Annotated in this window: 23 protein-coding genes and 1 riboswitch; of the genes, 16 read left to right on the forward strand and 7 right to left on the reverse strand. The window is 69.6% G+C overall.

Going from position 1 to position 22,196, the window contains the following annotated elements:
- Window positions 1-40: 40 nt before the first annotated feature.
- Complete coding sequence (locus ACFVJQ_RS37485) at window positions 41-598, reverse strand: glycoside hydrolase family 25 protein (RefSeq protein ID WP_385513642.1); 558 nt, start codon at window positions 596-598, stop codon at window positions 41-43.
- Window positions 599-938: 340 nt separating this feature from the next.
- On the opposite strand from ACFVJQ_RS37485, the gene ACFVJQ_RS37490 reads away from it, so the two are divergent.
- From ACFVJQ_RS37490 to ACFVJQ_RS37500, 3 genes are all read left to right on the forward strand, one after another.
- Complete coding sequence (locus tag ACFVJQ_RS37490) at window positions 939-1,331, forward strand: peptidase inhibitor family I36 protein (protein WP_385513643.1); 393 nt, start codon at window positions 939-941, stop codon at window positions 1,329-1,331.
- 38 nt (window positions 1,332-1,369) lie between these two features.
- The gene (locus ACFVJQ_RS37495; protein ID WP_385790165.1) at window positions 1,370-2,518 is read left to right on the forward strand and encodes a hypothetical protein; all 1,149 of its coding nucleotides are present in this window, start codon (window positions 1,370-1,372) and stop codon (window positions 2,516-2,518) included.
- Window positions 2,519-2,651: 133 nt separating this feature from the next.
- A complete protein-coding gene (locus ACFVJQ_RS37500; protein ID WP_385513645.1) occupies window positions 2,652-3,158 on the forward strand; it encodes a hypothetical protein in 507 nt (168 codons plus the stop codon).
- A 12-nt stretch (window positions 3,159-3,170) separates the two neighbouring features.
- On the opposite strand, the gene ACFVJQ_RS37505 is transcribed toward ACFVJQ_RS37500, so the two are convergent.
- The 4 genes from ACFVJQ_RS37505 to gcvT form a co-directional block, all read right to left on the reverse strand.
- Complete coding sequence (locus ACFVJQ_RS37505; RefSeq protein ID WP_385513646.1) at window positions 3,171-4,538, reverse strand: L-serine ammonia-lyase; 1,368 nt, start codon at window positions 4,536-4,538, stop codon at window positions 3,171-3,173.
- 82 nt (window positions 4,539-4,620) lie between these two features.
- Window positions 4,621-5,883: a serine hydroxymethyltransferase gene (gene glyA, locus ACFVJQ_RS37510; RefSeq protein WP_385513647.1), complete on the reverse strand. Its 1,263-nt coding sequence runs from the start codon at window positions 5,881-5,883 to the stop codon at window positions 4,621-4,623.
- A 14-nt stretch (window positions 5,884-5,897) separates the two neighbouring features.
- On the reverse strand, window positions 5,898-6,275 hold the full coding sequence (gene gcvH, locus ACFVJQ_RS37515) for a glycine cleavage system protein GcvH (protein WP_129800467.1): 378 nt from the start codon (window positions 6,273-6,275) through the stop codon (window positions 5,898-5,900).
- A 110-nt stretch (window positions 6,276-6,385) separates the two neighbouring features.
- Window positions 6,386-7,504 carry a glycine cleavage system aminomethyltransferase GcvT gene (gcvT, locus tag ACFVJQ_RS37520; protein WP_385790168.1) on the reverse strand — a complete coding sequence of 373 codons (1,119 nt, stop codon included), beginning with the start codon at window positions 7,502-7,504 and terminating at the stop codon, window positions 6,386-6,388.
- A gap of 143 nt (window positions 7,505-7,647) precedes the next feature.
- Window positions 7,648-7,747, reverse strand: a riboswitch (glycine riboswitch).
- A gap of 246 nt (window positions 7,748-7,993) precedes the next feature.
- On the opposite strand from gcvT, the gene ACFVJQ_RS37525 reads away from it, so the two are divergent.
- The 10 genes from ACFVJQ_RS37525 to ACFVJQ_RS37570 all read left to right on the forward strand — a co-directional run bounded on the left by ACFVJQ_RS37525 (window position 7,994) and on the right by ACFVJQ_RS37570 (window position 18,956).
- A complete protein-coding gene (locus ACFVJQ_RS37525; protein WP_385513649.1) occupies window positions 7,994-8,662 on the forward strand; it encodes an AAA family ATPase in 669 nt (222 codons plus the stop codon).
- 68 nt (window positions 8,663-8,730) lie between these two features.
- Window positions 8,731-9,537 (forward strand): enhanced serine sensitivity protein SseB, encoded by an 807-nt coding sequence (locus tag ACFVJQ_RS37530; protein ID WP_385790171.1) that lies wholly within the window; start codon window positions 8,731-8,733, stop codon window positions 9,535-9,537.
- A gap of 212 nt (window positions 9,538-9,749) precedes the next feature.
- The gene (locus tag ACFVJQ_RS37535; RefSeq protein ID WP_385790173.1) at window positions 9,750-10,550 is read left to right on the forward strand and encodes an enhanced serine sensitivity protein SseB C-terminal domain-containing protein; all 801 of its coding nucleotides are present in this window, start codon (window positions 9,750-9,752) and stop codon (window positions 10,548-10,550) included.
- Window positions 10,551-10,891: 341 nt separating this feature from the next.
- A complete protein-coding gene (locus ACFVJQ_RS37540; RefSeq protein WP_385513652.1) occupies window positions 10,892-11,899 on the forward strand; it encodes an ABC transporter permease in 1,008 nt (335 codons plus the stop codon).
- A 70-nt stretch (window positions 11,900-11,969) separates the two neighbouring features.
- Complete coding sequence (locus ACFVJQ_RS37545) at window positions 11,970-13,766, forward strand: ABC transporter substrate-binding protein (RefSeq protein ID WP_385513653.1); 1,797 nt, start codon at window positions 11,970-11,972, stop codon at window positions 13,764-13,766.
- Window positions 13,767-13,876: 110 nt separating this feature from the next.
- Window positions 13,877-14,875, forward strand: coding sequence for an ABC transporter permease (locus ACFVJQ_RS37550; protein ID WP_385513654.1), 999 nt, complete (start codon window positions 13,877-13,879; stop codon window positions 14,873-14,875).
- A complete protein-coding gene (locus tag ACFVJQ_RS37555) occupies window positions 14,872-15,966 on the forward strand; it encodes an ABC transporter ATP-binding protein (protein WP_385513655.1) in 1,095 nt (364 codons plus the stop codon). Before ACFVJQ_RS37550 ends, ACFVJQ_RS37555 begins: the two co-directional genes overlap by 4 nt.
- 14 nt (window positions 15,967-15,980) lie before the next feature.
- Window positions 15,981-17,342 (forward strand): ABC transporter ATP-binding protein, encoded by a 1,362-nt coding sequence (locus ACFVJQ_RS37560; RefSeq protein WP_385790176.1) that lies wholly within the window; start codon window positions 15,981-15,983, stop codon window positions 17,340-17,342.
- A gap of 65 nt (window positions 17,343-17,407) precedes the next feature.
- Window positions 17,408-18,085: a trimeric intracellular cation channel family protein gene (locus ACFVJQ_RS37565; protein ID WP_385513657.1), complete on the forward strand. Its 678-nt coding sequence runs from the start codon at window positions 17,408-17,410 to the stop codon at window positions 18,083-18,085.
- Between the two features lie 25 nt (window positions 18,086-18,110).
- Window positions 18,111-18,956 carry a thioesterase family protein gene (locus ACFVJQ_RS37570; RefSeq protein ID WP_385790179.1) on the forward strand — a complete coding sequence of 282 codons (846 nt, stop codon included), beginning with the start codon at window positions 18,111-18,113 and terminating at the stop codon, window positions 18,954-18,956.
- Window positions 18,957-18,979: 23 nt separating this feature from the next.
- Here ACFVJQ_RS37570 and ACFVJQ_RS37575 read toward each other — a convergent pair whose 3' ends face one another.
- On the reverse strand, window positions 18,980-19,606 hold the full coding sequence (locus tag ACFVJQ_RS37575; protein ID WP_385790181.1) for a TetR family transcriptional regulator: 627 nt from the start codon (window positions 19,604-19,606) through the stop codon (window positions 18,980-18,982).
- A 144-nt stretch (window positions 19,607-19,750) separates the two neighbouring features.
- On the opposite strand from ACFVJQ_RS37575, the gene ACFVJQ_RS37580 reads away from it, so the two are divergent.
- The 3 genes from ACFVJQ_RS37580 (at window position 19,751) to ACFVJQ_RS37590 (ending at window position 21,482) form a co-directional block, all read left to right on the forward strand.
- The gene (locus tag ACFVJQ_RS37580; RefSeq protein WP_224734295.1) at window positions 19,751-19,918 is read left to right on the forward strand and encodes a hypothetical protein; all 168 of its coding nucleotides are present in this window, start codon (window positions 19,751-19,753) and stop codon (window positions 19,916-19,918) included.
- A 43-nt stretch (window positions 19,919-19,961) separates the two neighbouring features.
- Window positions 19,962-20,228, forward strand: coding sequence for a DUF4190 domain-containing protein (locus ACFVJQ_RS37585; RefSeq protein WP_385790183.1), 267 nt, complete (start codon window positions 19,962-19,964; stop codon window positions 20,226-20,228).
- 90 nt (window positions 20,229-20,318) lie between these two features.
- Window positions 20,319-21,482: a cysteine desulfurase family protein gene (locus ACFVJQ_RS37590; protein WP_385513661.1), complete on the forward strand. Its 1,164-nt coding sequence runs from the start codon at window positions 20,319-20,321 to the stop codon at window positions 21,480-21,482.
- Between the two features lie 4 nt (window positions 21,483-21,486).
- On the opposite strand, the gene ACFVJQ_RS37595 is transcribed toward ACFVJQ_RS37590, so the two are convergent.
- The gene (locus ACFVJQ_RS37595) at window positions 21,487-22,155 is read right to left on the reverse strand and encodes an N-acetylmuramoyl-L-alanine amidase (RefSeq protein WP_385513662.1); all 669 of its coding nucleotides are present in this window, start codon (window positions 22,153-22,155) and stop codon (window positions 21,487-21,489) included.
- Window positions 22,156-22,196: the final 41 nt, after the last annotated feature.

The raw sequence follows: 22,196 nt of genomic DNA on the forward strand, positions 1-22,196 counted from the left end.
GGTGTTTCAGGGCCTGGTCGAGGGAAGGCCGGCGCGGTCGTCAGGCGCCCTCGGCCCAGGCCCGGAGCGCGGCCCTGCTCGCGAAGTCGGCCACGTTCTTGTCGATCGGATCGTCCGTGTACTGGTGGAAGCGCCACTTGGCCTTGATGCGGGGCTTGCCCGCCGTGACGTAGTCGGCGATCCAGAGGCCGTCTCCGGCGTAGGAGGTGTCGTCGACGTTCAACCAGTAGTGCCGATTGCAGTAGAGGATCACCCTGTTGTCCGGCCGCAGCTCCTTCACCTTCTTGATGAAGCGGTCCTTCTCCGCGTTGCTCGCATGCGTGCCGTCGCCGGTCGTCTCCCAGTCGACGGCGAGGATGTCGCCCGGTCTGTCCGGGGCCTTGCCGACGAAGTACTCGGCCTGGGCGGTGAGGTTGCCCGGCCAGAGGAAGTGGTAGAAGCCGACGACGAGCCCGGCGTCACGGCCGCGCTTGGTCTGGGCGGACAGTTTCGGGTTGACGTACGAACGGCCCTCCGTCGCCTTGATGAAGACGAAGGAGAGCCCGTCGGTGTCGTAGGCGGAGGACTGGTACGAGCTGACGTCGATGCCGCGCAGCATGCGGGGGCTCCCGAAGTCTGAGTGGGGGGACGGGAGTTGATGATGCCCCGTTTGATTGAGATCCGAACGTCAGCACTCGATGATGTTCACCGCCGGCCTCGCCCCGCGCCGTCTCCTTCTCATTTGCGCTGTCAACTTTCTTTGGTTTGAACGGAATGCGTATAGACATCGAATGTCGAACGCATGAGCAGTTCACACACTGTGGCGCATTTCTCCCTTGGGGGCGGACCCGCTCCAGCTCTACTTTCGCGTTCTGAGTGCACGGTGTTCAGACCGAAAGGAGTGGATGAAATTGAGAAAATTGAATTCGCGAACTCGGGCCGTGACCGTGGGCGTTGCCGTGGCCGTCGCAACTGCCCTGGCCGCTCCGACCGGCGCCCAGGCGAGTGAGGCCGCACCGCCCGTGAGCAAGGACGGGCTCGCCCGCGCTGCGGCGGTCTGCCCCAGCGGGTACGTGTGCTTCTGGACCGGTGCGAACTTCACCGGCTCCAAGTGCCAGTGGGACGTCGCGGACCCCGACTGGCAGACCGGATCCATCCGCTGTTCCTGGTCGGCGACCCATAACGTCAAGTCGGTTTTCAACGCCGGCACCTCCAGTGCGACCGGCGTGGCCTACTACAGCGGCGCCAACTACCAGAACCGGAAGGGCTGCACCCGTCAGCAGCACGGCGGCAATCTCGCCGGTACCTACAAACTCCGTTCCCATCGCTGGATTTCCGGGTCCTGCGGCTGAGCTGCCGTCCCTATGACCCAACAGGAGGACACACCCGCATGGGCGAGAGATTATCCGGCAGGGCACGCGCGATCATCGCCGTCGTCGGCGCGGCCCTGCTGATACCACTGGGGGCCACCGCTCCGGCAGGAGCCGCCACCCCCGAGCCGAAGAACTCCGACGCCGACGTGCGGGCCGTCGAGCTCGGCAAGCCGGAGAAGATCAGGGTTTTCAAGAGCGAGACCACCAGCAGCGACGTCGGCACCGCGGCGGTCGACTGTTCGCTCGGTCAGGCCAATCACGACCGCGTCACGTCGTGTTCGTACTACCGCATCCCGGTGATCTTCACGATCAACGAGCAGCCGGCCGGCACCGCGAACCTCTACAGCAAGGCCACCGCGGAGCTGGATCCGCGCAACCGTTACCAGTGGCGGCAGAGGGTCGAACTGCGCCTGACCGACCCGTCCACGCCCGCGGCGTACGCGGTCACCGGCCGGGTCGGCTACGACTGCAACTACTGCGACATCGACGAGTCCGGGCCGCAGTTGCTGACCCCAGGCACAACACGGACGTATGACTTCACCATGTCGTCGCCCGGCCGTCAGCTGGTCAACGACAGCATCATCCCGTACGCGACCCTGGACGCACCCGGCTTCGACGAGGGCTCCGCCTACATCGGCGAGGTGTTCCGCCCCCGCTGCGACAACACGCCCCGCGTCACCCCCGTCCGATTCGGCGGATGTGTCTACCCCGATGTGCCGCCGATCTGGCAGGTGTCCGTCCGCAACCCCCGTGTGGACGCCGTCGCCTGGCACATCGACTGGGCGCAGCGGAACCTGAACCAGCCCTGGGGCGTGCCCGGTTCCCGGTATCCGCTGCACCGGACCTTCGACCAGGCGCTGCAGACCGCCAACCGGAACGTGGCGTGCGGCCCTGACGTGCCTCGCCCGCCCAACCGTCCCGACCTGTCCTGCGACGAGTACCCCTTCGCCCAGACGTACGAGGGCGCCTCGCGGAACCCGGACTACTCGTGCCACTTCCTCGACCGGCAGGACAACTCCCGTGAGGGGTCGCTGCGCAGGTCGTTCCTCAACAGCCTGCGGACGCTGGAGAACGACGCGTTCTACGTGGAGGTGACGGGCAAGGAATCCGCGACCGCCCCGGCGCCGCCGTCGGTGAGGGGTCCGGTCGGCTGCGGCAGCGACTGAAGAACCCGGGCGTTCCAGGGAGACCACGCGACCGGCGTTCGCAGATGACCTGAACCGGTCGCAGACGAGCGGGGCCAGGCCCACCATGGGTGTGGCCCCGCTCCGTCGTGATCCGTCGTGAAGAGAGGACTGCATGGCTCAGTTGGTACAGACCGCCGGCAGCAGCGTGCACGTGGACGCTTCCACGGTCGACCTGGTCGACGAGGACCTGGCGGTGGAGTTCGAGCCCGACTGGGCGGACACCGGTCTGGTCGCCGCGGCCCCGGACGGGGGTGCGGCGCGCGTCCTGTGCGGGCAGGAACTCGGCACCGTCATGGTCACCGCGCAGCTGTGGGACGGCGCCCCGCCACCGGAGCCGGAGGACTGGCAGGACGTGGGGGAGGTGTCCGTCGCCTGGCACGGCAGCCTGCTCGACTTCGGCACCACGGGCGGGGGCGACGACCCCGCACGGCAGCTGCACCTGCCCGGCCCGGGCGACTACCGGCTCCGTGTCCACGGACGGCACCGCGACGACGGTGACCCACGCGAACCTGACGCCCCCATGGAGGAGTACCTGATCCAGATGTGGCCCGCCCCGCACTCCGCGCCGCAACTGATCAAGGCGACCAGCGAAACCAGTGCCCTGTGGCGGGAAGAGTGACCGACGGTCTCCTCAGCACTCGATGATGTTCACCGCCAGCCCGCCCCGGGCCGTCTCCTTGTACTTGACCGACATGTCCGCGCCGGTCTCCTTCATCGTCTTGATGACCTTGTCCAACGACACCTTGTGCGAGCCGTCCCCGCGCATCGCCATGCGCGCCGCCGTGACGGCCTTCACCGCGGCCATGCCGTTGCGTTCGATGCAGGGGATCTGGACCAGGCCGCCGACGGGGTCGCAGGTGAGGCCGAGGTTGTGTTCCATGCCGATCTCGGCGGCGTTCTCGACCTGTTCGGGGCTGCCGCCGAGCACCTCGGCGAGCGCGCCCGCCGCCATGGAGCAGGCGGAGCCGACCTCGCCCTGGCAGCCGACCTCGGCGCCGGAGATGGAGGCGTTCTCCTTGAAGAGCATGCCGATGGCGCCCGCGGCGAGCAGGAAGCGGACCACGCCGTCCTCGTCGGCGCCCGGCACGAAGTTGATGTAGTAGTGCAGGACCGCGGGGATGATGCCCGCCGCGCCGTTGGTGGGGGCGGTGACGACCCGGCCGCCGGCCGCGTTCTCCTCGTTCACGGCCATCGCGTAGAGCGTGATCCACTCCATGGCGTGCGCCAACGGCTCGCCCTCCGCCCGGAGTTGGCGGGCGGAGACGGCGGCACGGCGGCGTACCTTCAGCCCGCCCGGCAGGATGCCCTCACGGGACATGCCGCGCGACACGCACGCCTGCATCACCCGCCAGATCTCCAGCAGGCCCTCGCGGATCTCCTCCTCGGACCGCCAGGCGCGCTCGTTCTCCAGCATCAGGGACGAGATGGACAGGCCCGTCTCCTTGGTCAGGCGCAGCAGTTCGTCGCCCGTGCGGAAGGGGTACTTCAGGACGGTGTCGTCGAGTTTGATCCGGTCCGCGCCCACCGCGTCCTCGTCGACGACGAATCCGCCGCCCACCGAGTAGTACGTCTTGGAGAGGAGTTCGGCGCCGGTGGCGTCGTGGGCCCACAGGGTCATGCCGTTGGCGTGGTAGGGGAGGGTTTTACGGCGGTGCAGGACCAGGTCGTCGTCGTAGGCGAAGGCGATCTCGTGCTCGCCGAGGAGGCGGATCCGGCCCGCGGACCTGATGTCCTCCACCCGCTGGTCGGCGGTCTCGACGTCGACGGTCCGCGGCGAGGCGCCCTCCAGGCCGAGAAGCACCGCCTTGGGCGTGCCGTGTCCGTGTCCGGTCGCGCCGAGGGAGCCGTACAGCTCGGCGCGCACAGAAGCGACCGAGTCCAGCAGGTCCTCGTTGCGCAGCCGGCGGGCGAACATGCGGGCCGCGCGCATGGGGCCCACGGTGTGGGAGCTGGACGGGCCGATGCCGATCGAGAACAGGTCGAAGACCGAGATGGCCACGGTGACTCCTCAGGACAGGGGTGGAACAAGGGGCGGGGCACCGCGCTCACCTCCCAGTGTGCGCGGTGCCCCGGGAAGCGGGTTACTTCGTCAGGCCGGGGTACAGCGGGTGCTTCTCCGCGAGGGCGGCGACCCGGGCCTTCAGCGACGCCGCTTCGTAGGACGGCTTCAGCGCCTCGGCGATGACGTCCGCGACCTCGGCGAAGTCCTCGGTCGTGAAGCCGCGGGTGGCCAGCGCGGGCGTACCGATGCGCAGGCCGGACGTCACCATCGGCGGGCGCGGGTCGTTCGGGACGGCGTTGCGGTTGACCGTGATGCCGACCTCGTGGAGCCGGTCCTCGGCCTGCTGACCGTCGAGCTCGGACTTGCGCAGGTCGACGAGGACCAGGTGGACGTCCGTACCGCCGGAGAGCACATCCACGCCCACGGCCTTCACGTCGTCCTTCACCAGGCGCTCGGCCAGGATGCGGGCGCCCTCCAGCGTCCGCATCTGCCGCTCCTTGAACTCCTCGGAGGCGGCGACCTTGAACGCCACCGCCTTCGCCGCGATCACATGCTCCAGCGGGCCGCCCTGCTGCCCCGGGAACACCGCCGAGTTGATCTTCTTGGCGAGGTCCTGGACGGACAGGATCACACCGCCGCGCGGGCCGCCCAGCGTCTTGTGGGTCGTGGTCGTGACCACGTGGGCGTGCGGCACCGGGTTCGGGTGCAGTCCGGCCGCGACCAGCCCGGCGAAGTGCGCCATGTCGACCATGAGGTACGCGCCGACCTCGTCCGCGATCCGGCGGAACGCGGCGAAGTCCAGCCGGCGCGGGTAGGCCGACCAGCCGGCGACGATCAGCTTCGGCTTGTGCTCCTTGGCGAGGCGCTCGACCTCGGCCATGTCGACCACACCGGAGTCGTCGACGTGGTAGGGCACCACGTTGTACAGCTTGCCGGAGAAGTTGATCTTCATGCCGTGGGTCAGGTGACCGCCGTGCGCGAGGTTCAGACCCATGATCGTGTCGCCGGGCTTGAGCAGCGCGAACATCGCGGCCGCGTTGGCCTGCGCGCCCGAGTGCGGCTGCACGTTGGCGTGCTCGGCGCCGAACAGCTCCTTGATGCGGTCGATCGCGATCTGCTCGACCACGTCGACGTGCTCGCAGCCGCCGTAGTAGCGGCGGCCCGGGTAGCCCTCGGCGTACTTGTTGGTCAGGACCGAGCCCTGCGCCTCCATGACCGCGGCCGGCGCGAAGTTCTCGGAGGCGATCATCTCGAGGGTGGACTGCTGACGGTGCAGCTCGGCGTCGACGGCGGCGGCCACCGCCGGGTCGAGCTCGTGCAGCGGAGTGTTCAGTACGGACATACGGCTACGACTCCTCAGCCGGCGGTGTGGGCGGCGTACTCGTCGGCGGAGAGCAGGTCGGCCGGCTCCTCGGCGACGCGCACCTTGAACAGCCAGCCGCCCTCGAAGGGGGCGGAGTTCACCAGGGACGGGTCGTTCACCACGTCCTCGTTGATCTCGGTGACCTCGCCGGAGACCGGGGAGTACAGGTCGCTGACCGACTTGGTCGACTCCAGCTCGCCGCAGGTCTCGCCCGCGGCCACCGTGGAGCCCACCTCGGGGAGCTGGGCGTAGACGACATCGCCGAGCGCGTTGGCCGCGAACTCGGTGATGCCGACCGTCGCGACGCCGTCCTCGACGGCCGACAGCCACTCGTGCTCCTTGCTGTAGCGCAGCTGCTGGGGGTTGCTCATGGCCTGAATTCTCCTGTACGCGGGGGAGTGCTGGTGAATGGGGGACTGCTGGAATTGCGGGTGAGCAGGGGAAATGTGCGCGGGGTCACGCCGGACCCGCGGCCCGGTGTCTACTTCTGGCGCTTGTAGAAGGGCAGCGCCACGACCTCGTACGGCTCGTGGCTGCCCCGGATGTCCACGCCGACCCCGGGCGTGCCCGGCGCCGCGTGCGCGGCGTCGACGTACGCCATCGCGATCGGCCTGCCCAGCGTGGGGGAGGGGGCACCGGAGGTGATCTCGCCGATCACGGCTCCGCCGGCGACCACGGCGTACCCGGCGCGCGGCACCCGGCGGCCCTCGGCGATCAGGCCGACCAGGACGCGCGGCGGCTCGGATGCGGCACGCTCGGCGGCCTCGGCAAGGGCCTCGCGTCCCACGAAGTCGCCCTCCTTGTCGAACTTCACGACCCGGCCGAGCCCGGCGTCGAAGGGCGTCAGCGAGGTCGACAGCTCGTGCCCGTACAGCGGCATGCCCGCCTCCAGGCGCAGCGTGTCCCGGCAGGACAGCCCGCACGGGACCAGGCCGACGCCCTGGCCGGCCTCGGTCAGCGCCTGCCACAGCGCGACGGCGTGCTCCGGCTTCACGAACAGCTCGAAGCCGTCCTCGCCGGTGTAGCCGGTGCGGGCGATCAGGGCGGGGACGCCGGCGACGGTGCCGGGCAGGCCGGCGTAGTACTTCAGGCCGTCGAGGTCGGCGTCGGTGAGCGACTTCAGGATGCCGGGGGACTCCGGGCCCTGGACGGCGATCAGGGCGTAGGCGTCCCGGTCGTCGCGGACGTCGGCGTCGAACCCGTCGGCCCGCTCGGTGAGCGCGTCGAGCACCACCTGGGCGTTCGAGGCGTTCGCCACGATCATGTACTCGGCCTCGGCGAGCCGGTAGACGATCAGGTCGTCGAGGATGCCGCCGTCCGCCCGGCAGATCATGGTGTAGCGGGCGCGGCCGACCTTGACGCCGCCGATGTTCCCGACCAGCGCGTAGTCCAGCAGGGCGGCGGCCTGCGGGCCGGTCACGGTGATCTCGCCCATGTGGGAGAGGTCGAAGAGGCCGGCCCGGTTACGCACGGCGAGGTGTTCGTCGCGCTCGGAGCCGTAGCGCAGGGGCATGTCCCAGCCGGCGAAGTCGGTCATCGTCGCGCCGAGCGAGCGATGCAGGGCATCGAGCGCGGTGCGGCGGAGTGCGGTACTGCTCATCGGTCGGTCTCCAAGGGCATGACGGGAAGGTCGTTCCTCCCCATCTGTCATCGGAACCTGAGAGGTTCGCCATGACCATGTGTCGGTCCTGGCTTGCACCTTGGGTGGGGCCACTGCACGCAGGGCCCGCTTTTCAGATGTGCCTCGCCCGCGCGGTAACGGGGCCTGAGAGATTCAAGGGAGGGACTTGCTCCTTCGGCGCCCCGACGGCAGTGCTGCCGGGGACTCTCCCGCGCGGATTCAAACGGCCGGTATGCAGTTGGCGCGGCCATCATTGCATGCATCGGCCGGGTGCGGCAGGGTCACCTTGCCGGGCCTTTACCGGGGCCCGCGAACAGCGGCCGCACAGATTCCGCACAGCCGGGCGGGGCATGCTGTAGCAGCGCTGTTGCAGGAAGGGGACGGAAACAGGAGGCACCGAGCATTACCTTCTCTTTACACTCGACGGGGATGGGAACTCGTGAACCGCCCCAGGGGAGGACGATCACGGTGAACAGGACCACGGCGTACGCCACCACCTCGGGTCTCGCGCTGCCCAAGCAGCCGACCGCCCCGGCCAGGGAGGCGTGCGCTTCGCTGCCGTCACCCGTCGTCCGCGACCTGCGCGAGCGGGAGGGCCGCAGCCCGCATGCGCTGCTCTTCGGGCCCCGCGACCTCGTCGTGGTCACGGGCCTGCCCGGCAGCGGCAAGTCGACCCTGATGCGCAGGGCGGTGCGCGGACTGCGCGTCGACTCCCAGGACACCCGCGACCGCTGGGACGGCCGCATGCCCGCCTGGCTGCCGTACGCGGTCTACCGGCCCCTCGTCCGTCTCGCCCACTACGCCGGACTGCGCCGCACCCTGCGCACCGGCGAGGGCGTCGTCGTGCACGACTGCGGTACGCAGGCCTGGGTGCGCGCCTGGCTGGCCCGCGAGGCCCGCCGCCGCGGCGGCACCCTGCACATGCTGCTGCTCGACGTCACCCCGGAGCAGGCCCTGGACGGCCAGCGCGAGCGCGGCCGCGGGGTCTCGCGGTACGCGTTCCTGCGCCATCGCCGGGCCGCCGGCCGCCTGGTGCGCCGCACGGAACGCGGTGATCTGCCGCACGGCTGCGGCGGCGCGGTCCTCCTCGACCGGGAGGCGGCGGACACCCTGCGCCGCATCGGCTTCGTGGGCTGAGGGGACCCGCCCCGTGAGGGGCGTTAGCCTTTCAGCCGCAGTAGAGGTACGGAGCAGGCGGTAGGCAGATGGACGACTTCCCGGCGGACTTCCCCCCGGACCTTTCCGGGGGTTTCCCGGCGCAGGCGCACCCCCATCCGCACGGCGGATGGCCCGGCAACGAGCTGGAGGAGGTGCTGTCGGCCTCCCTCGGTGTGCCCTCGGCCGGCGGCCGGATCGTCGAGGTGCTGGGCCGCAGCTTCGTGTGGGTGCCGCTGCCGAACGGCGGCGGCCCGCACAGCGGCCCGCTCGACCTGCCCACGCTGGACATCGAGGGTCAGGCCTACGTGCCGGTCTTCAGCTCCGAGGAACAGTTCCGGCAGGTCGTCGGCTCCCACATGTCGTACACCGTGGCCCCGGCCGTGGAGTTCGCCCGCGGCCTGCCCCCGCAGGCGGGCATCGTCGTCAACCCGGGCGGCGTGGTCGGCATCCCGCTGCCGCCGCCCGCCGTGGCCGAACTGTGCCGGGCCGGGCGCACCCCGCTCGACGGGCTCACGAGCGGCGGCCGAGTCCGCCTCTTCGAACCCGACTGGCAGGACGACCCGGTCGACTTCCTCGCGGCGGCGTCTGCGGAGTTCGAGGGCATCGGCGTGGTCCTGACGGCCCGTCGCTGCCTGGCGGCGATCGAAACGGCGGACCCGGTGATGTTCGTGGGAGTCGAACTCTCCCAGTGGGAGGGCGATCTGCGGGCAGCTCCCTTGGACGCGCTGGGCCGGGCGTTGGGCAAGGTCCCGGTGAAGTGGCCGGTCAACCTGGTCCTCATGGACGTGGCGCAGGACCCGGTGGTCACCTGGCTGCGCGAGCAGGTGCGCCCCTTCTACCAACGGGGCCTGTAAACGTCCCTGGGGGCAGCCGACTCAGGGGCGCGGGGCTGTATCGATATGCGGCTCCTCCCCCACTCTCGGCTTCGCTCGAGCGGGGGGACCCCCACCGTGGGCGCGATCAACCACGAACAACCCGCAGCCGCAAGACGACACCAAGCCCCGAGCTGGTAGGCGGCCTTAAGCTAGTGCGCAAACGACGGCGTTGCACGAAGGGGCGGTAAAAAGTGAGCGCGAGCGGCACCGCCGCGGCCGACCAGGTCGAGCACATGCTGCGCCAGGTGACGCCGGGGCGTTACGACGCCTACGAGGCACTCCTGCGCGCCCTCGCGACCCCCAACTCCGGCCAGGTCTGGATGCTGCTGTGGCACGGCCAGGCCGGCAGCCCCGACGCCCAGTACGGGAACATGGAGGTCGACGGCTACGGCTACGCCCCCTGCGTCACCTCCGCCCAGGAACTCTCCGCCAGCGGCTGGAACCGCAGTTACGAGGTCGTCGACGGAGTCGACGTCGCCCGCACCCTCTACCCCGACCACTACGGCCTCTGGCTGAACCCGCACGCCCCCGGTGGCGGCGTCGGCATCCCCTGGCTCGACCTGCGCCGGATCGCCACCGGACTGGACCGACAGCCGGCGGGCCCGCTGCGGCTGTCCGAACCCGGCATCCAGATCCCGCAGTTCTATGCCCTTTTGTCGCAGAACGCCCACCGCACCCCGGCCGTCCGCTCGTTGCGCCGCGCCTGGGTGCAGCCCTCGCTCGGGGCGCCGTATCTCGCCATCGGGCTGGATGTGTACGACACCTCGCCGCCCGCGGTCGACTCGGTGCGCACGATGATGCAGCAGTCCATCGGCGCGGTCCCGGACGGGCTTCCGGTGTCGACCGTCGCGATGTCCGACGAGTACGACCCGGTGGCGATGTGGCTGCGCGCCAACGCCCGACCCTTCTACGACCGTGAGGCACACGCCGCCGCCCCGGCCCAGGCGCCGGCGGCCGGGTACGGCTTTCCGCCGGCCCAGGGACGGTACTGACCGGAACCAGCCCCTGGCGCTCCCGCGGTCCGTACCAGGGCTTCTTCTTCGCGCGTAGACAAGGGTAGAAAGGCGCCTCTTGTCCCAATCGCTCCACTTGGTCCCCGTCCGACCCCCGTTAACCACTGTCCGGATAACGGAAACCCCAGGACAGCATCACGGTTACGCATCCATTCACCGTCAAGTCTGGCAACAGATCGCCAAAGCGTTGAAGACTCCCGCTCCAGGGGTGTTCTTCCGCGTCTTCGTCCGGAGGGCGCCCCTGTGTACGACGGACTGATCACGCCGCTACAGCGGCAAGTGCGGGCCGGTTACCGCCGGTTGAGAGGGGTCCCTGCCAGATGACGGCACCATTGCACGAGCCGACCGCGGAAGCGGCCCCGAGTGCGGCCGAGGAAGCGGCGCTGGTCAGCGGCGACGCGAAGGCCGTACAGGGCCGTTCCTTGGGGCGGATCGCCTGGGAGCGCCTCAAACGCGACAAACTGGCCCTCACGGGCGGCATCGTGGTGCTTCTCCTCATTCTGGTCGCCGTGCTGGCGCCGGTCATCACCGGACTGGTCGGGCAGGACCCCGAGGCCCACCACGAGGACCTGATCGACCCGCTCTTCGGCACCCCCATCGGCTCCTTCGGCGGCATCAGCGGCGAGCACCTGCTCGGCGTCGAGCCGGTCAGCGGCCGCGACATCTTCGCCCGGATCGTCTACGGCGCCCAGATCTCGCTGCTCGTCGGCTTCCTCTCCGCCGTTGTCGCCGTCGTCCTCGGCACCGTGCTGGGCATCCTCGCCGGCTTCTTCGGCGGCTGGGTCGACTCCGTCATCAGCCGGGTGATGGACGGACTGCTGGCCTTCCCGCAGCTGCTGTTCATCATCGCGCTGGTCTCCGTCATGCCGAACGAGATGCTGGGGCTGACCGGCACGGGCGTGCGTCTGTTCGTGATGATCCTGGTCATCGGCTTCTTCGGCTGGCCCTACATCGGACGCGTGGTGCGCGGCCAGACGCTCTCGCTGCGTGAGCGCGAGTACGTCGAGGCGGCCCGGTCGCTGGGCGCCGGGCGGCTGTACATCCTCTTCAAGGAGCTGCTGCCCAACCTGGTCGCACCGATCATCGTCTACACGACGATGATGATCCCCACCAACATCCTCACCGAGGCGGCACTCAGCTTCCTGGGCGTGGGCGTCAAGCCGCCCACGGCCTCGTGGGGGCAGATGCTCTCGAACGCGATCGACTACTACGACTCGGACCCCATGTACATGGTGGTCCCCGGCGTGGCGATCTTCCTCACCGTTCTTGCCTTCAACCTCTTCGGCGACGGCGTGCGTGACGCGCTGGACCCGAAGGGCTCCCGCTGAACTGCCGTACCCCAAGCGACCCGTGGCCCAAAGCACGGGGTCTCTCATCTAATCCGGAGGATCCGAGATCGTGACTACCCAACGCACCTCAGGGCGGCGCAAGCAGGCCATGGCCGCTGCCGCCGTGGTCGCCGCGCTGCTGACCACGGCGGCGTGCGGCGGCGGCAACGGCGACGGCGACGGTGGCTCGAAGGACGGCGCGGCCGGTTTCGACGCCGCCAACAACAAGGTCGCCCAGGCCGACCTGGCCAAGAAGGGCGGCACGCTGAAGTTCGCGGGTGCCCAGGACGCCGACTCGTGGGACACCACGCGCGGCTACTACGGCTTCATGTGGAACTTCTCCCGCTACTACGCCCGCCAGCTCGTCACGAACAAGGCCGAGCCGGGCAAGGCCGGCGCCGAGCTGGCGCCCGACCTCGCCACCGGGCTCGCCGAGGTCTCCGACGACGGCAAGACCTACAAGTACACCCTGCGTGACGACGTGACGTGGGAGGACGGCAAGCCGATCACCTCCAAGGACGTCAAGTACGGCATCGAGCGCGTCTGGGCGCAGGACGTGCTGGCCGGCGGTCCGGTGTACCTGAAGGACGTCCTCGACCCCAAGGGCGAGTACCAGGGCCCGTACAAGGACAAGTCCAAGGACAAGCTCGGTCTGAAGGCCATCGAGACGCCCGACGACAAGACCATTATCTTCAAGCTGCCGAAGGCCAACTCGGACTTCGAGGAGATGCTGGCCCTGGTCTCCGCCTCGCCGGTGCGCCAGGACAAGGACACCAAGTCCAAGTACGGCCTGCACCCGTTCTCCTCCGGCCCGTACAAGTTCGAGTCGTACGAGCCCGGCAAGTCCCTGAAGCTGGTCCGCAACGAGAACTGGAAGCAGTCCTCCGACCCGATCCGCAAGGCCTACCCGGACGCGATCACGGTCAACTTCTTCTCCAACGCCAATGACATGGACCAGCGCCTGATCAACGGCGACTACCACCTGGACATCAACCAGACCGGCATGTCGCCGCAGGGCCGCACCACCGCCCTGAAGGAGCACAAGGCCAACCTGGACAACCCGGTGTCCGGCTACATCCGTTACGCGGTCTTCCCGCAGAGCGTGAAGCCGTTCGACAACGAGCACTGCCGCAAGGCCGTGATCTACGGCGCCGACCACGTCTCCCTGCAGACCGCGCGCGGCGGCCCCATCGCCGGTGGTGACATCGGCACCAACATGCTGCCGCCGTCCGTCCCGGGCTCCGAGGGCCAGAAGTACGACCCGTTCGAGCTCGCCACCGCCAACAAGAGCGGCAACGTCGCCAAGGCCAAGGAAGAGCTGAAGGCCTGCGGTCAGCCGAACGGCTTCAAGACCACCATCGCGGTCCGCAACAACAAGCCGGTCGAGGTGGCCACCGCCGAGTCCCTCCAGGCCTCGCTGAAGAAGGTCGGCATCCAGGCCGAGATCGAGCAGTACGACGGCTCGCAGACCAGCGGCATCATCGGCAGCCCCTCCAACGTCGAGAAGAAGAAGTTCGGCATCATCATCATGGGCTGGGGCCCCGACTTCCCGACCGTCCAGGGCTTCGGTCTGCCGCTGTGGGACAGCAGCTACATCCTTGAGAGCGGCAACAACAACTACGCCCTGATCAAGGACAAGGCGATCGACGGCCTGTTCGACGACTACGTCAACGAGCTGGACGACGCCGAGAAGGCCAAGATCGCCACGGAGATCAACCACAAGGTGATGGAGGGCGGCTACTACCTGCCCTTCGTCTTCGAGAAGTTCATCAACTGGCGCTCGAGCGACCTGGCGAACGTCTACACGTCCGACGGCTACAGCGGCATGTACGACTTCGTCAACCTCGGCCTGAAGAACCCGAAGTAAACCCGGCACACCCGCCGTACGGCACGAAAGGCAGGTGAAGGCCGGCGTGGCGTGACCGCGGGCCATCGGACGACCTCCGGTGGCCCGCGGTCCGCGGCGGGCCGAGAGCTGTGCTCACTTACCTCATCAGGCGGCTGTTCGCCGCCGCAGTGATGCTGGTGGTCATCATGGTGGTGGTCTTCAGCATCTTCTTCCTCGTCCCCAAGTGGGTGGGCGTCGACATCGCCACGAGCTTCGTGGGCAAGCAGGCCGACCCCGCTGCCGTCGAGGCCGTGCGGACGAAGCTGGGTCTGGGCGAACCGATCTACGTTCAGGTCTGGGAGTTCTTCAAGGGCATCTTCGCGGGCCGCACCTACGCGGCCGGCGGTGACGTCACGCACTGCTCCGCGCCGTGCTTCGGCTACTCCTTCCGCAGCGAGCAGGCCATCTGGCCGGTGCTCACCGACCGCTTCCCGGTGACCCTGGGTCTGGCGCTCGGTGCCGCGCTGCTGTGGCTGGTCTTCGGTGTCGCCGCCGGTGTGCTCTCCGCCCTCAAGCGCGGCACCCTGTGGGACCGCGGCGCGATGGTCGTCGCACTGGGCGGCGTCTCCCTGCCCATCTACTTCACCGGTCTGCTGAGCCTGGCGATCTTCAGCTACGGACTCGGCTGGATCGACGGGCAGTACGTGCCGCTGGAGGAGAGCTTCTCCGGCTGGCTGGGCGGCATGATCCTGCCGTGGGTCACCCTCGCGTTCCTGTACGCGGCGATGTACGCCCGGATCACCCGCGCCACCATGCTGGAGATCCTCGGCGAGGACTACATCCGCACCGCACGCGCCAAGGGCCTGCGGGAACAGGTGGTCATCGGCAAGCACGCGATGCGCTCGACGATGACGCCGATCCTGACCATGCTCGGCATGGACCTCGGCGCCCTCATCGGCGGCGCGATCCTGACCGAGACCACGTTCAGCCTGCCCGGCCTCGGCCAGGCGGTGCTCAACGCCATCAAGACCCAGGACCTGCCCATCATCCTGGGCGTCACCCTGATCACCTCCCTCGCGGTGCTCCTGGCCAACCTCGTGGTGGACATCCTGTACGCCGTGATCGACCCCCGAGTGAGGCTCGCATGACCGAACTCAGCAAGACCGGAGCGGCCGTGGGCGAGCCCACCACCGCTGCCGCCCCGACCGCCTTCCTCGAAGTGCGCGACCTGAAGGTGCACTTCCCGACCGACGACGGCCTGGTCAAGTCCGTCGACGGGCTCAGCTTCCAGCTGGAGAAGGGCAAGACCCTCGGCATCGTGGGCGAGTCGGGCTCCGGCAAGTCGGTGACCTCGCTCGGCATCATGGGCCTGCACACCGCCGGCCAGTACGGCAAGCGCAAGGCGCAGATCTCCGGCGAGATCTGGCTGAACGGCACCGAGCTGCTGTCCGCCCCCGCCGACCAGGTGCGCCGGATGCGCGGCCGCGAGATGGCGATGATCTTCCAGGATCCGCTGTCCGCGCTGCACCCGTACTACACGATCGGCCAGCAGATCGTGGAGGCGTACCGCATCCACCACGACGTCGACAAGAAGACCGCCAAGCGGCGCGCGGTGGAGATGCTCGACCGGGTCGGCATCCCGCAGCCCGACAAGCGGGTCGACAACTACCCCCACGAGTTCTCGGGCGGTATGCGGCAGCGCGCGATGATCGCGATGTCGCTGGTCAACAACCCCGAACTGCTCATCGCGGACGAGCCGACCACCGCCCTTGACGTGACCGTCCAGGCGCAGATCCTCGACCTGATCCGCGATCTGCAGAAGGAGTTCGGCTCCGCCGTCATCATCATCACCCACGACCTGGGCGTGGTCGCCGAACTGGCCGACGACCTGCTGGTGATGTACGGCGGCCGCTGCGTGGAGCGCGGCCCCGCCGAGAAGGTGTTCTACGAGCCCCGCCACCCCTACACCTGGGGCCTGCTCGGCTCGATGCCGCGCCTGGACCGTGACCAGCAGGAGCGCCTCGTCCCGGTCAAGGGCTCCCCGCCCTCCCTGATCAACCTCCCGTCCGGCTGCGCCTTCAACCCGCGCTGCCCGTACGCGGACATCCCGAAGGACGACGTCACCCGCACGGTCCGCCCCGAGCTGACCGAGGTCGGCAGCCGGCACTGGGCCGCCTGCCACATGTCCCCGGAGCAGCGGGAGCGGATCTGGATCGAAGAGATTGCGCCGAAGCTGTGAGCGAGGAAAAAGCAGTGAGTAGCCCTGCGCAGAGCGACGGTGCCACGCTGACCGCGGATGCCGCCCCCGGCGAGACCCTGCTGAAGGTGACCGGGCTGCAGAAGCACTTCCCGATCCGCAAGGGCCTGCTCAAGCGGCAGGTCGGCGCGGTCCGTGCGGTGGACGGCCTCGACTTCGAGGTGCGCTCCGGTGAAACCCTCGGCGTCGTGGGCGAGTCCGGCTGCGGCAAGTCGACGATGGGCCGCCTGATCACCCGGCTCCTCGAACCGACGGCCGGCACGGTCGAGTTCGGGGGCAAGGACATCACGCATCTCGGCGTCGGCGGGATGCGTCCGCTGCGCCGCGATGTGCAGATGATCTTCCAGGACCCGTACTCGTCGCTGAACCCGCGCCACACCATCGGCACGATCGTCGGCGCCCCCTTCCGGCTGCAGGGCGTCACGCCCGAGGGCGGCATCAAGAAGGAAGTGCAGCGGCTGCTGTCGGTGGTCGGTCTCAACCCCGAGCACTACAACCGCTATCCGCACGAGTTCTCCGGCGGCCAGCGCCAGCGCATCGGCATCGCCCGCGCGCTGGCCCTGAACCCGAAGCTGGTCGTGGCCGACGAGCCGGTCTCCGCGCTGGACGTGTCGATCCAGGCGCAGGTCGTGAACCTGCTGGACGACCTCCAGCAGGAACTGGGCCTGACGTACGTGATCATCGCGCACGACCTGTCGGTCGTCCGGCACGTCTCCGACCGGATCGCGGTGATGTACCTCGGCAAGATCGTCGAGCTCGCCGACCGGGACAAGCTGTACCGGTCGCCGATGCACCCGTACACCAAGGCCCTGCTGTCGGCGGTGCCGATCCCGGACCCCTCCCGCAAGTCGGCCAAGAGCGAGCGCATCCTGCTCAAGGGCGACGTGCCCTCGCCGATCTCCCCGCCGAGCGGCTGCCGCTTCCACACCCGGTGCTGGAAGGCGACGGAGATCTGCAAGACCACCGAGCCGCCGCTGCTCGAGCTGCGCCCCGGCCAGCAGGTGGCCTGCCACCACCCGGAGAACTTCGAGGACCAGGCCCCGCAGGACACGGTGCTGCTCACCGCGGCCAAGGAGGCGGCGGAGCTGGTGGCGGACGAGGTGCTCGCGGAGTCGGCGGAGACGAGCGCGGCCGTGGCGAAGGCGGTGGCTGCGGAGTCGGCGGGGTCGGATTCCGGGGAGTCGGCGGACTCGGCCGCGGCGGACCCGTCGGATTCGGATGCGGCGGGCTCGGAGTCGGCGGGCTCGTCGGATTCGGACGCCGCGGACTCGTCGGGTTCGGACTCGGACTCGGAGCCCTCGGAGGAGACCGTGACCTCCGACGGCACCGACGAGAACCCGAAGGCGTCGGACAAGTAGCCGTGTGACGGGGCGTGCACCTTGCTTCGGCAGGTGCACGCCCCGTCGCGCGTCAGAATGTTCGGGTGCTCCAGCAACTGTTCAGCCCTTCCGTCCAGCACACGCTCGACCTGATCGGCATCTTCGTCTTCGCCATCTCCGGCGCGCTGCTGGCCGTCCGCAAGAACTTCGACGTCTTCGGCATCGCCGTCCTCGCCGAGGTCACCGCGCTGGGCGGCGGGCTGTTCCGGGACCTGGTCATCGGGGCCGTACCGCCGGCCGCGTTCACGGATCTGGGGTACTTCGTCACCCCGCTGTTCGCCGCGCTCCTCGTCGTCTTCCTGCACCCGCAGGTGGAGCGCATCCAGACCGGCGTGAACGTCTTCGACGCGGCCGGCCTCGGCCTGTTCTGCGTCGCGGGCACGACGAAGGCGTACGAGTACGGACTCGGCCTGCATGCCTCCGCGGCCCTCGGCCTCGCCACCGCCGTCGGGGGCGGTGTGCTGCGGGACGTCCTCGCCAACGAGGTGCCGTCACTGCTGCGCTGGGACCGCGATCTGTACGCCGTCCCCGCGATCGTCGGCGCCACGATGGTGGCGTTCTGTATCCGCTTCGACGCCCTGACCCCGCTGACCAGCGGAATCGCGGCCGCGGTGGCCTTCGTGCTGCGGCTGCTGGCGATGCGGTTCCACTGGCGGGCGCCGCGCGCGTGGAACCGGCGATCGACGGTACGCGAGGAGGAACCCTCAAAAGCTACCGCTTAGTAATTTTCTGTTGTACCGTACCGGCATGGCTCAGGCATCCCAGGCGACCATCGGCAACAGCGAGTTCGACCGAGACACCGCTGTCACCCGCCGTGCGGAGGGCGTCTACGACATCGACCTCTCGGCCAGCTGGACGATCATCAACGCCGTCAACGGGGGCTATCTGCTGGCCGTCCTGGGCCGGGCCCTCGCCGACGCCCTGCCGCACCCGGACCCGTTCACCATCTCCGCGCACTACCTGACCGCCTCCCGGCCGGGACCCGCGGTCGTCCGCACGGACGTCGTGCGCACCGGCCGGACCCTGTCGACGGGCCAGGCGTCCCTCTTCCAGTACGACGAGCAGGGTGGCGAGGTCGAACGGATCCGTGTCCTCGCCTCGTACGGCGACCTCGACACGCTCCCCGACGACGTCCGTACGACCGCGAAGCCGCCCGCCGTCCCGCCGATGGACCAGTGCTTCGGACCCGAGGACGGACCCGCCCCCGTCCCGGGCAGTTCGGCCATCACCGACCGCCTGATGCTCAAGCTCGACCCCTCGACCCTGGGGTGGGCCCTCGGCTCGCCGTCGGGCAAGGGCGAGATGCGGGCCTGGTTCGGCCTGAAGGACGGCCGGGACGCCGACCCCTTCTCGCTGCTTCTGGCGGTGGACGCCCTGCCGCCCACCGCCTTCGAACTCGGTATCTCCGGCTGGGTGCCGACGGTCGAACTGACCGTGCACATACGGTGCCGCCCGGCGCCGGGCCCCCTCCGGGTGTCCATCACCACCCGCAACCTCGCCGGCGGTTTCCTCGAGGAGGACGCCGAGGTGTGGGACAGCGCGGACCGGCTGGTCGCCCAGTCCCGACAGCTGGCGCGGGTCCGGCTCGGCTGACCGCGTCCGCGGAGCCCTGTCCGTCAGTCCAGCCAGTGTGCGCGGCCGATGCTGATCAGCCGCAGCCGACGGGCGGCGAGCCGGGTGACGCGCTGCCGTTCCTCCTCGGGACCCTCCAGGGCCTCGAGGAAGAGCGAGGCCGCGATGAGCATCTGGTCGACGTACAGGCCCGCGAGCATCAGCAGATCGTCGTCGCTCCAGCCCTCGGCCATGGGGTCGGTGACCAGCGCCGCCTTCACCTCCTCGGTGAACCGGGCCAGTTCGTTCCGGATGGCCTCCCGCACCGGCCGGACCCCGCCGTGCTGCTCACGGGCGATGAAACGGACGTGGGAGGGGTACGCGTCCACATGACGGGCGATCAACTCCACGGCGCGCATGATGCGTTCCTCGCTGTCGCCCGCCGTTGACACGATCGTGCTGACCATCGGGTGCAGACTGCCCAGTGCCTCCTCCACCAGCGCCACGCCGAGGTCCTCGGTGGAGCGGAAGTGCCGGTAGAAGGCGGTCGGGGCGACCCCGACGGCACGGGTGACCTCGCGCAGGCCCAGACTGCTCAGGCTCTGACCCTCCAGCAGTTCCAACGCCGCCTCCAGCAGCGCCTGTCGGGTCTTCTGCTTCTGTGCCTGCCGCAGGCCGAGGGTGTGACTCATGCCATGCAGTTAACAACTGTTCTCTGGAATTTAAAAGTCATGGGGCGCGCTAGACTGGGAAGTCAGTGAACAACTGTAACTACAATCGTTCACCGAGTCTTCGGGCGGAAGCCGCCCGAGGGCATCCGGAGGGGGATCCAACCCATGCTGTTCCTCGTCGCCGCACTCCTGCTGCTCGGCCTGGTCATGGGCACCGTCGCCCACGCACCGCTCACCTTCACCGTCGTCGCGGCCATCGTGATCGCCGGCTGGCTCGGCATCTTCGCGCTCCGCGAGCGCCACGGCCGCCGCCGCGCCGCCCGGACGAACTGACCACCGTCCATCCGACCGATCCGCTCGTCGGGAGCTGACCACCATGCACCTCACCGCGCCGGCCACGCGCCGCACCGGAATCCGTGACACCGACGGCATGGCCGTCGCGTCCTTCATCCTCGGCCTCCTGGGCCTGCTCGTCCTGAACATCTTCCTCGGCCCGATCGCCATCGGCCTGGCCGCCGTGGCACTCGCGCGGGGCACCAACCGCCGGGGCCGGGCCTGGCTGGGCCTCGGGCTGGGCGTCGCCGACCTCGTCGTACTCGCCGCGTTCATGCAGGCGGACAACACGATCTCGTGGAGCTTCTGAGCCCGGGGCCGTGACGGCCGGAACTGGTCCACGAACTGGCCGTGGGCAGCTCCGGGCCGACCGAGACGGGGCCGTAGAATCGGCCTCACCATGGCTTATCTCGACCACGCCGCGACCACCCCGATGCTCCCGGAGGCGGCAGAGGCGCTGACCGCCCACCTCGGCATCACGGGCAACGCCTCCTCCCTCCACGCATCCGGCCGTGCCGCGCGGCGAACCGTCGAGGAAGCCCGCGAGACCCTCGCGGAAGCCCTCGGCGCCCGCCCCAGCGAGATCGTCTTCACCTCCGGTGGAACGGAGGCCGACAACCTCGCCGTCAAGGGCCTGTACTGGGCCCGCCGCGACGCCGACCCGGCCCGCACCCGGGTCCTGGCCAGTCCCGTGGAACATCACGCCGTCCTCGACGCCGTCCACTGGCTCGGCGAACACGAGGGCGCCATCGTCGAGTACCTCCCCGTCGACTCCTACGGCCGCGTCCACCCCGAGGCCCTCCGCGAATCGATCGCCCGCAACGCCGACGATGTCGCCCTGGCCACCGTCATGTGGGCCAACAACGAGATCGGCACCGTCCTGCCGGTGGCCGAACTCGCCGCGGTGGCCGCCGAGTTCGGCGTACCGCTGCACGCCGACGCGGTCCAGGCCGTCGGCCAGCTGCCGGTCGACTTCGCCGCCTCCGGGCTCGCCGCGATGACCGTTTCCGGCCACAAGATCGGCGGCCCGTACGGCATCGGCGCGCTCATCCTCGGCCGGGAGTACACCCCCGTACCCGTCCTGCACGGCGGCGGCCAGGAACGCCACGTCCGCTCCGGCACCCTCGACGTCCCCGCGATCGCCTCCTTCGCGGTCGCCGGCAAGCACGCCGCCGAACACCGCGAACGCTTCGCCCGCGAGATCGGTGCCCTGCGCGACGACCTGATCGACGCGGTCCGTACGGCGGTGCCGGACGCGATCCTGGGTGGGGACCCGGTGGACCGCCTCCCGGCCAACGCCCACTTCACCTTCCCCGGCTGCGAGGGCGACTCCCTGCTGCTGCTCCTGGACGCCCAGGGCATCGAGTGCTCCACCGGCTCCGCCTGCACCGCGGGCGTCGCCCAGCCCAGCCACGTCCTGCTCGCCACCGGCACCGACCCGGACCTGGCCCGCGGCACCCTCCGCTTCTCCCTCGGCCACACCTCCACACCGGCCGACGTCGAGGCGGTCGCCAAGGCCATCGGCCCGGCGGTGGAACGGGCCCGCGCGGCGGGGCTGACCTAGCGGCCTAGGCGGGTGTCGCGGTCGTACCCGCCTGCTGTACGAGCTTCATGTACCGGTCCCAGTCCCAGTGCTCCCCGGGATCCGTGTGGTCCGTCCCCGGCACCTCCACGTGGCCGATGATGTGCTCGCGGTCGACGGGTATGGCGTAGCGCCGGCATATCTGCGCCGTCAGACGGGCGGACGCGGCGTACATCGCGTCCGTGAGGTCCTGAGGGCGGTCGACGAAGCCCTCGTGCTCGATGCCGACGCTGCGTTCGTTGTAGTCCCGGTTGCCCGCGTGGTAGGCGACGTCCAGCTCGCGGATCATCTGCGTGACGTGGCCGTCCTTGCGGACGATGTAGTGGGACGCGGCGCCGTGGCCCGGGTCCTGGAAGACCTTCACCGCGCTGTCGAAGCTGCCCTGGGTGACATGGATGATCACCATGTCGATCGTGTAGTCGTCCGGCCGGTCCGCCCGCCGCCAGTTGGCCGACGAGGCCGCCACCCAGCGCGCACCCCGGTAGTCGACGGCGCCCGCCACCCGCGGCTTCTCCACCCCGGGCACCTGCCACCACAGCCGCGGCAGCTCGTCGCGCGCCAGTACGGCTCCGGTGCCGACCGCGGCCGCGGCCCCACCGAGGATCAGTGACCGTCGCCCGATTCGCCGGCCGGAGCCGCCCTTCTTCTCTTCCATGTGAGCGAGAACGGATACTCGCGGGCTCCGGTTCCCGCGCC

The sequence above is a fragment of the Streptomyces sp. NPDC127197 genome (genome assembly GCF_042672405.1).
GTDB classification, from domain to species: domain Bacteria; phylum Actinomycetota; class Actinomycetes; order Streptomycetales; family Streptomycetaceae; genus Streptomyces; species Streptomyces flavusporus.

Bases quoted from the DNA above. Each gene is read 5' to 3' on its own strand.
- ACFVJQ_RS37580 (WP_224734295.1), top strand. From the start codon at position 19,751: ATGCTGTTCCTCGTCGCCGCACTCCTGCTGCTCGGCCTGGTCATGGGC.
- ACFVJQ_RS37585 (WP_385790183.1), top strand. From the start codon at position 19,962: ATGCACCTCACCGCGCCGGCCACGCGCCGCACCGGAATCCGTGACACC.
- ACFVJQ_RS37485 (WP_385513642.1), bottom strand. From the start codon at position 598: ATGCTGCGCGGCATCGACGTCAGCTCGTACCAGTCCTCCGCCTACGAC.
- ACFVJQ_RS37530 (WP_385790171.1), top strand. From the start codon at position 8,731: ATGGACGACTTCCCGGCGGACTTCCCCCCGGACCTTTCCGGGGGTTTC.
- gcvH (WP_129800467.1), bottom strand. From the start codon at position 6,275: ATGAGCAACCCCCAGCAGCTGCGCTACAGCAAGGAGCACGAGTGGCTG.
- ACFVJQ_RS37500 (WP_385513645.1), top strand. From the start codon at position 2,652: ATGGCTCAGTTGGTACAGACCGCCGGCAGCAGCGTGCACGTGGACGCT.
- ACFVJQ_RS37595 (WP_385513662.1), bottom strand. From the start codon at position 22,155: ATGGAAGAGAAGAAGGGCGGCTCCGGCCGGCGAATCGGGCGACGGTCA.
- gcvT (WP_385790168.1), bottom strand. From the start codon at position 7,504: ATGAGCAGTACCGCACTCCGCCGCACCGCGCTCGATGCCCTGCATCGC.
- ACFVJQ_RS37590 (WP_385513661.1), top strand. From the start codon at position 20,319: ATGGCTTATCTCGACCACGCCGCGACCACCCCGATGCTCCCGGAGGCG.
- ACFVJQ_RS37495 (WP_385790165.1), top strand. From the start codon at position 1,370: ATGGGCGAGAGATTATCCGGCAGGGCACGCGCGATCATCGCCGTCGTC.
- glyA (WP_385513647.1), bottom strand. From the start codon at position 5,883: ATGTCCGTACTGAACACTCCGCTGCACGAGCTCGACCCGGCGGTGGCC.
- ACFVJQ_RS37575 (WP_385790181.1), bottom strand. From the start codon at position 19,606: ATGAGTCACACCCTCGGCCTGCGGCAGGCACAGAAGCAGAAGACCCGA.
- ACFVJQ_RS37555 (WP_385513655.1), top strand. From the start codon at position 14,872: ATGACCGAACTCAGCAAGACCGGAGCGGCCGTGGGCGAGCCCACCACC.
- ACFVJQ_RS37540 (WP_385513652.1), top strand. From the start codon at position 10,892: ATGACGGCACCATTGCACGAGCCGACCGCGGAAGCGGCCCCGAGTGCG.
- ACFVJQ_RS37570 (WP_385790179.1), top strand. From the start codon at position 18,111: ATGGCTCAGGCATCCCAGGCGACCATCGGCAACAGCGAGTTCGACCGA.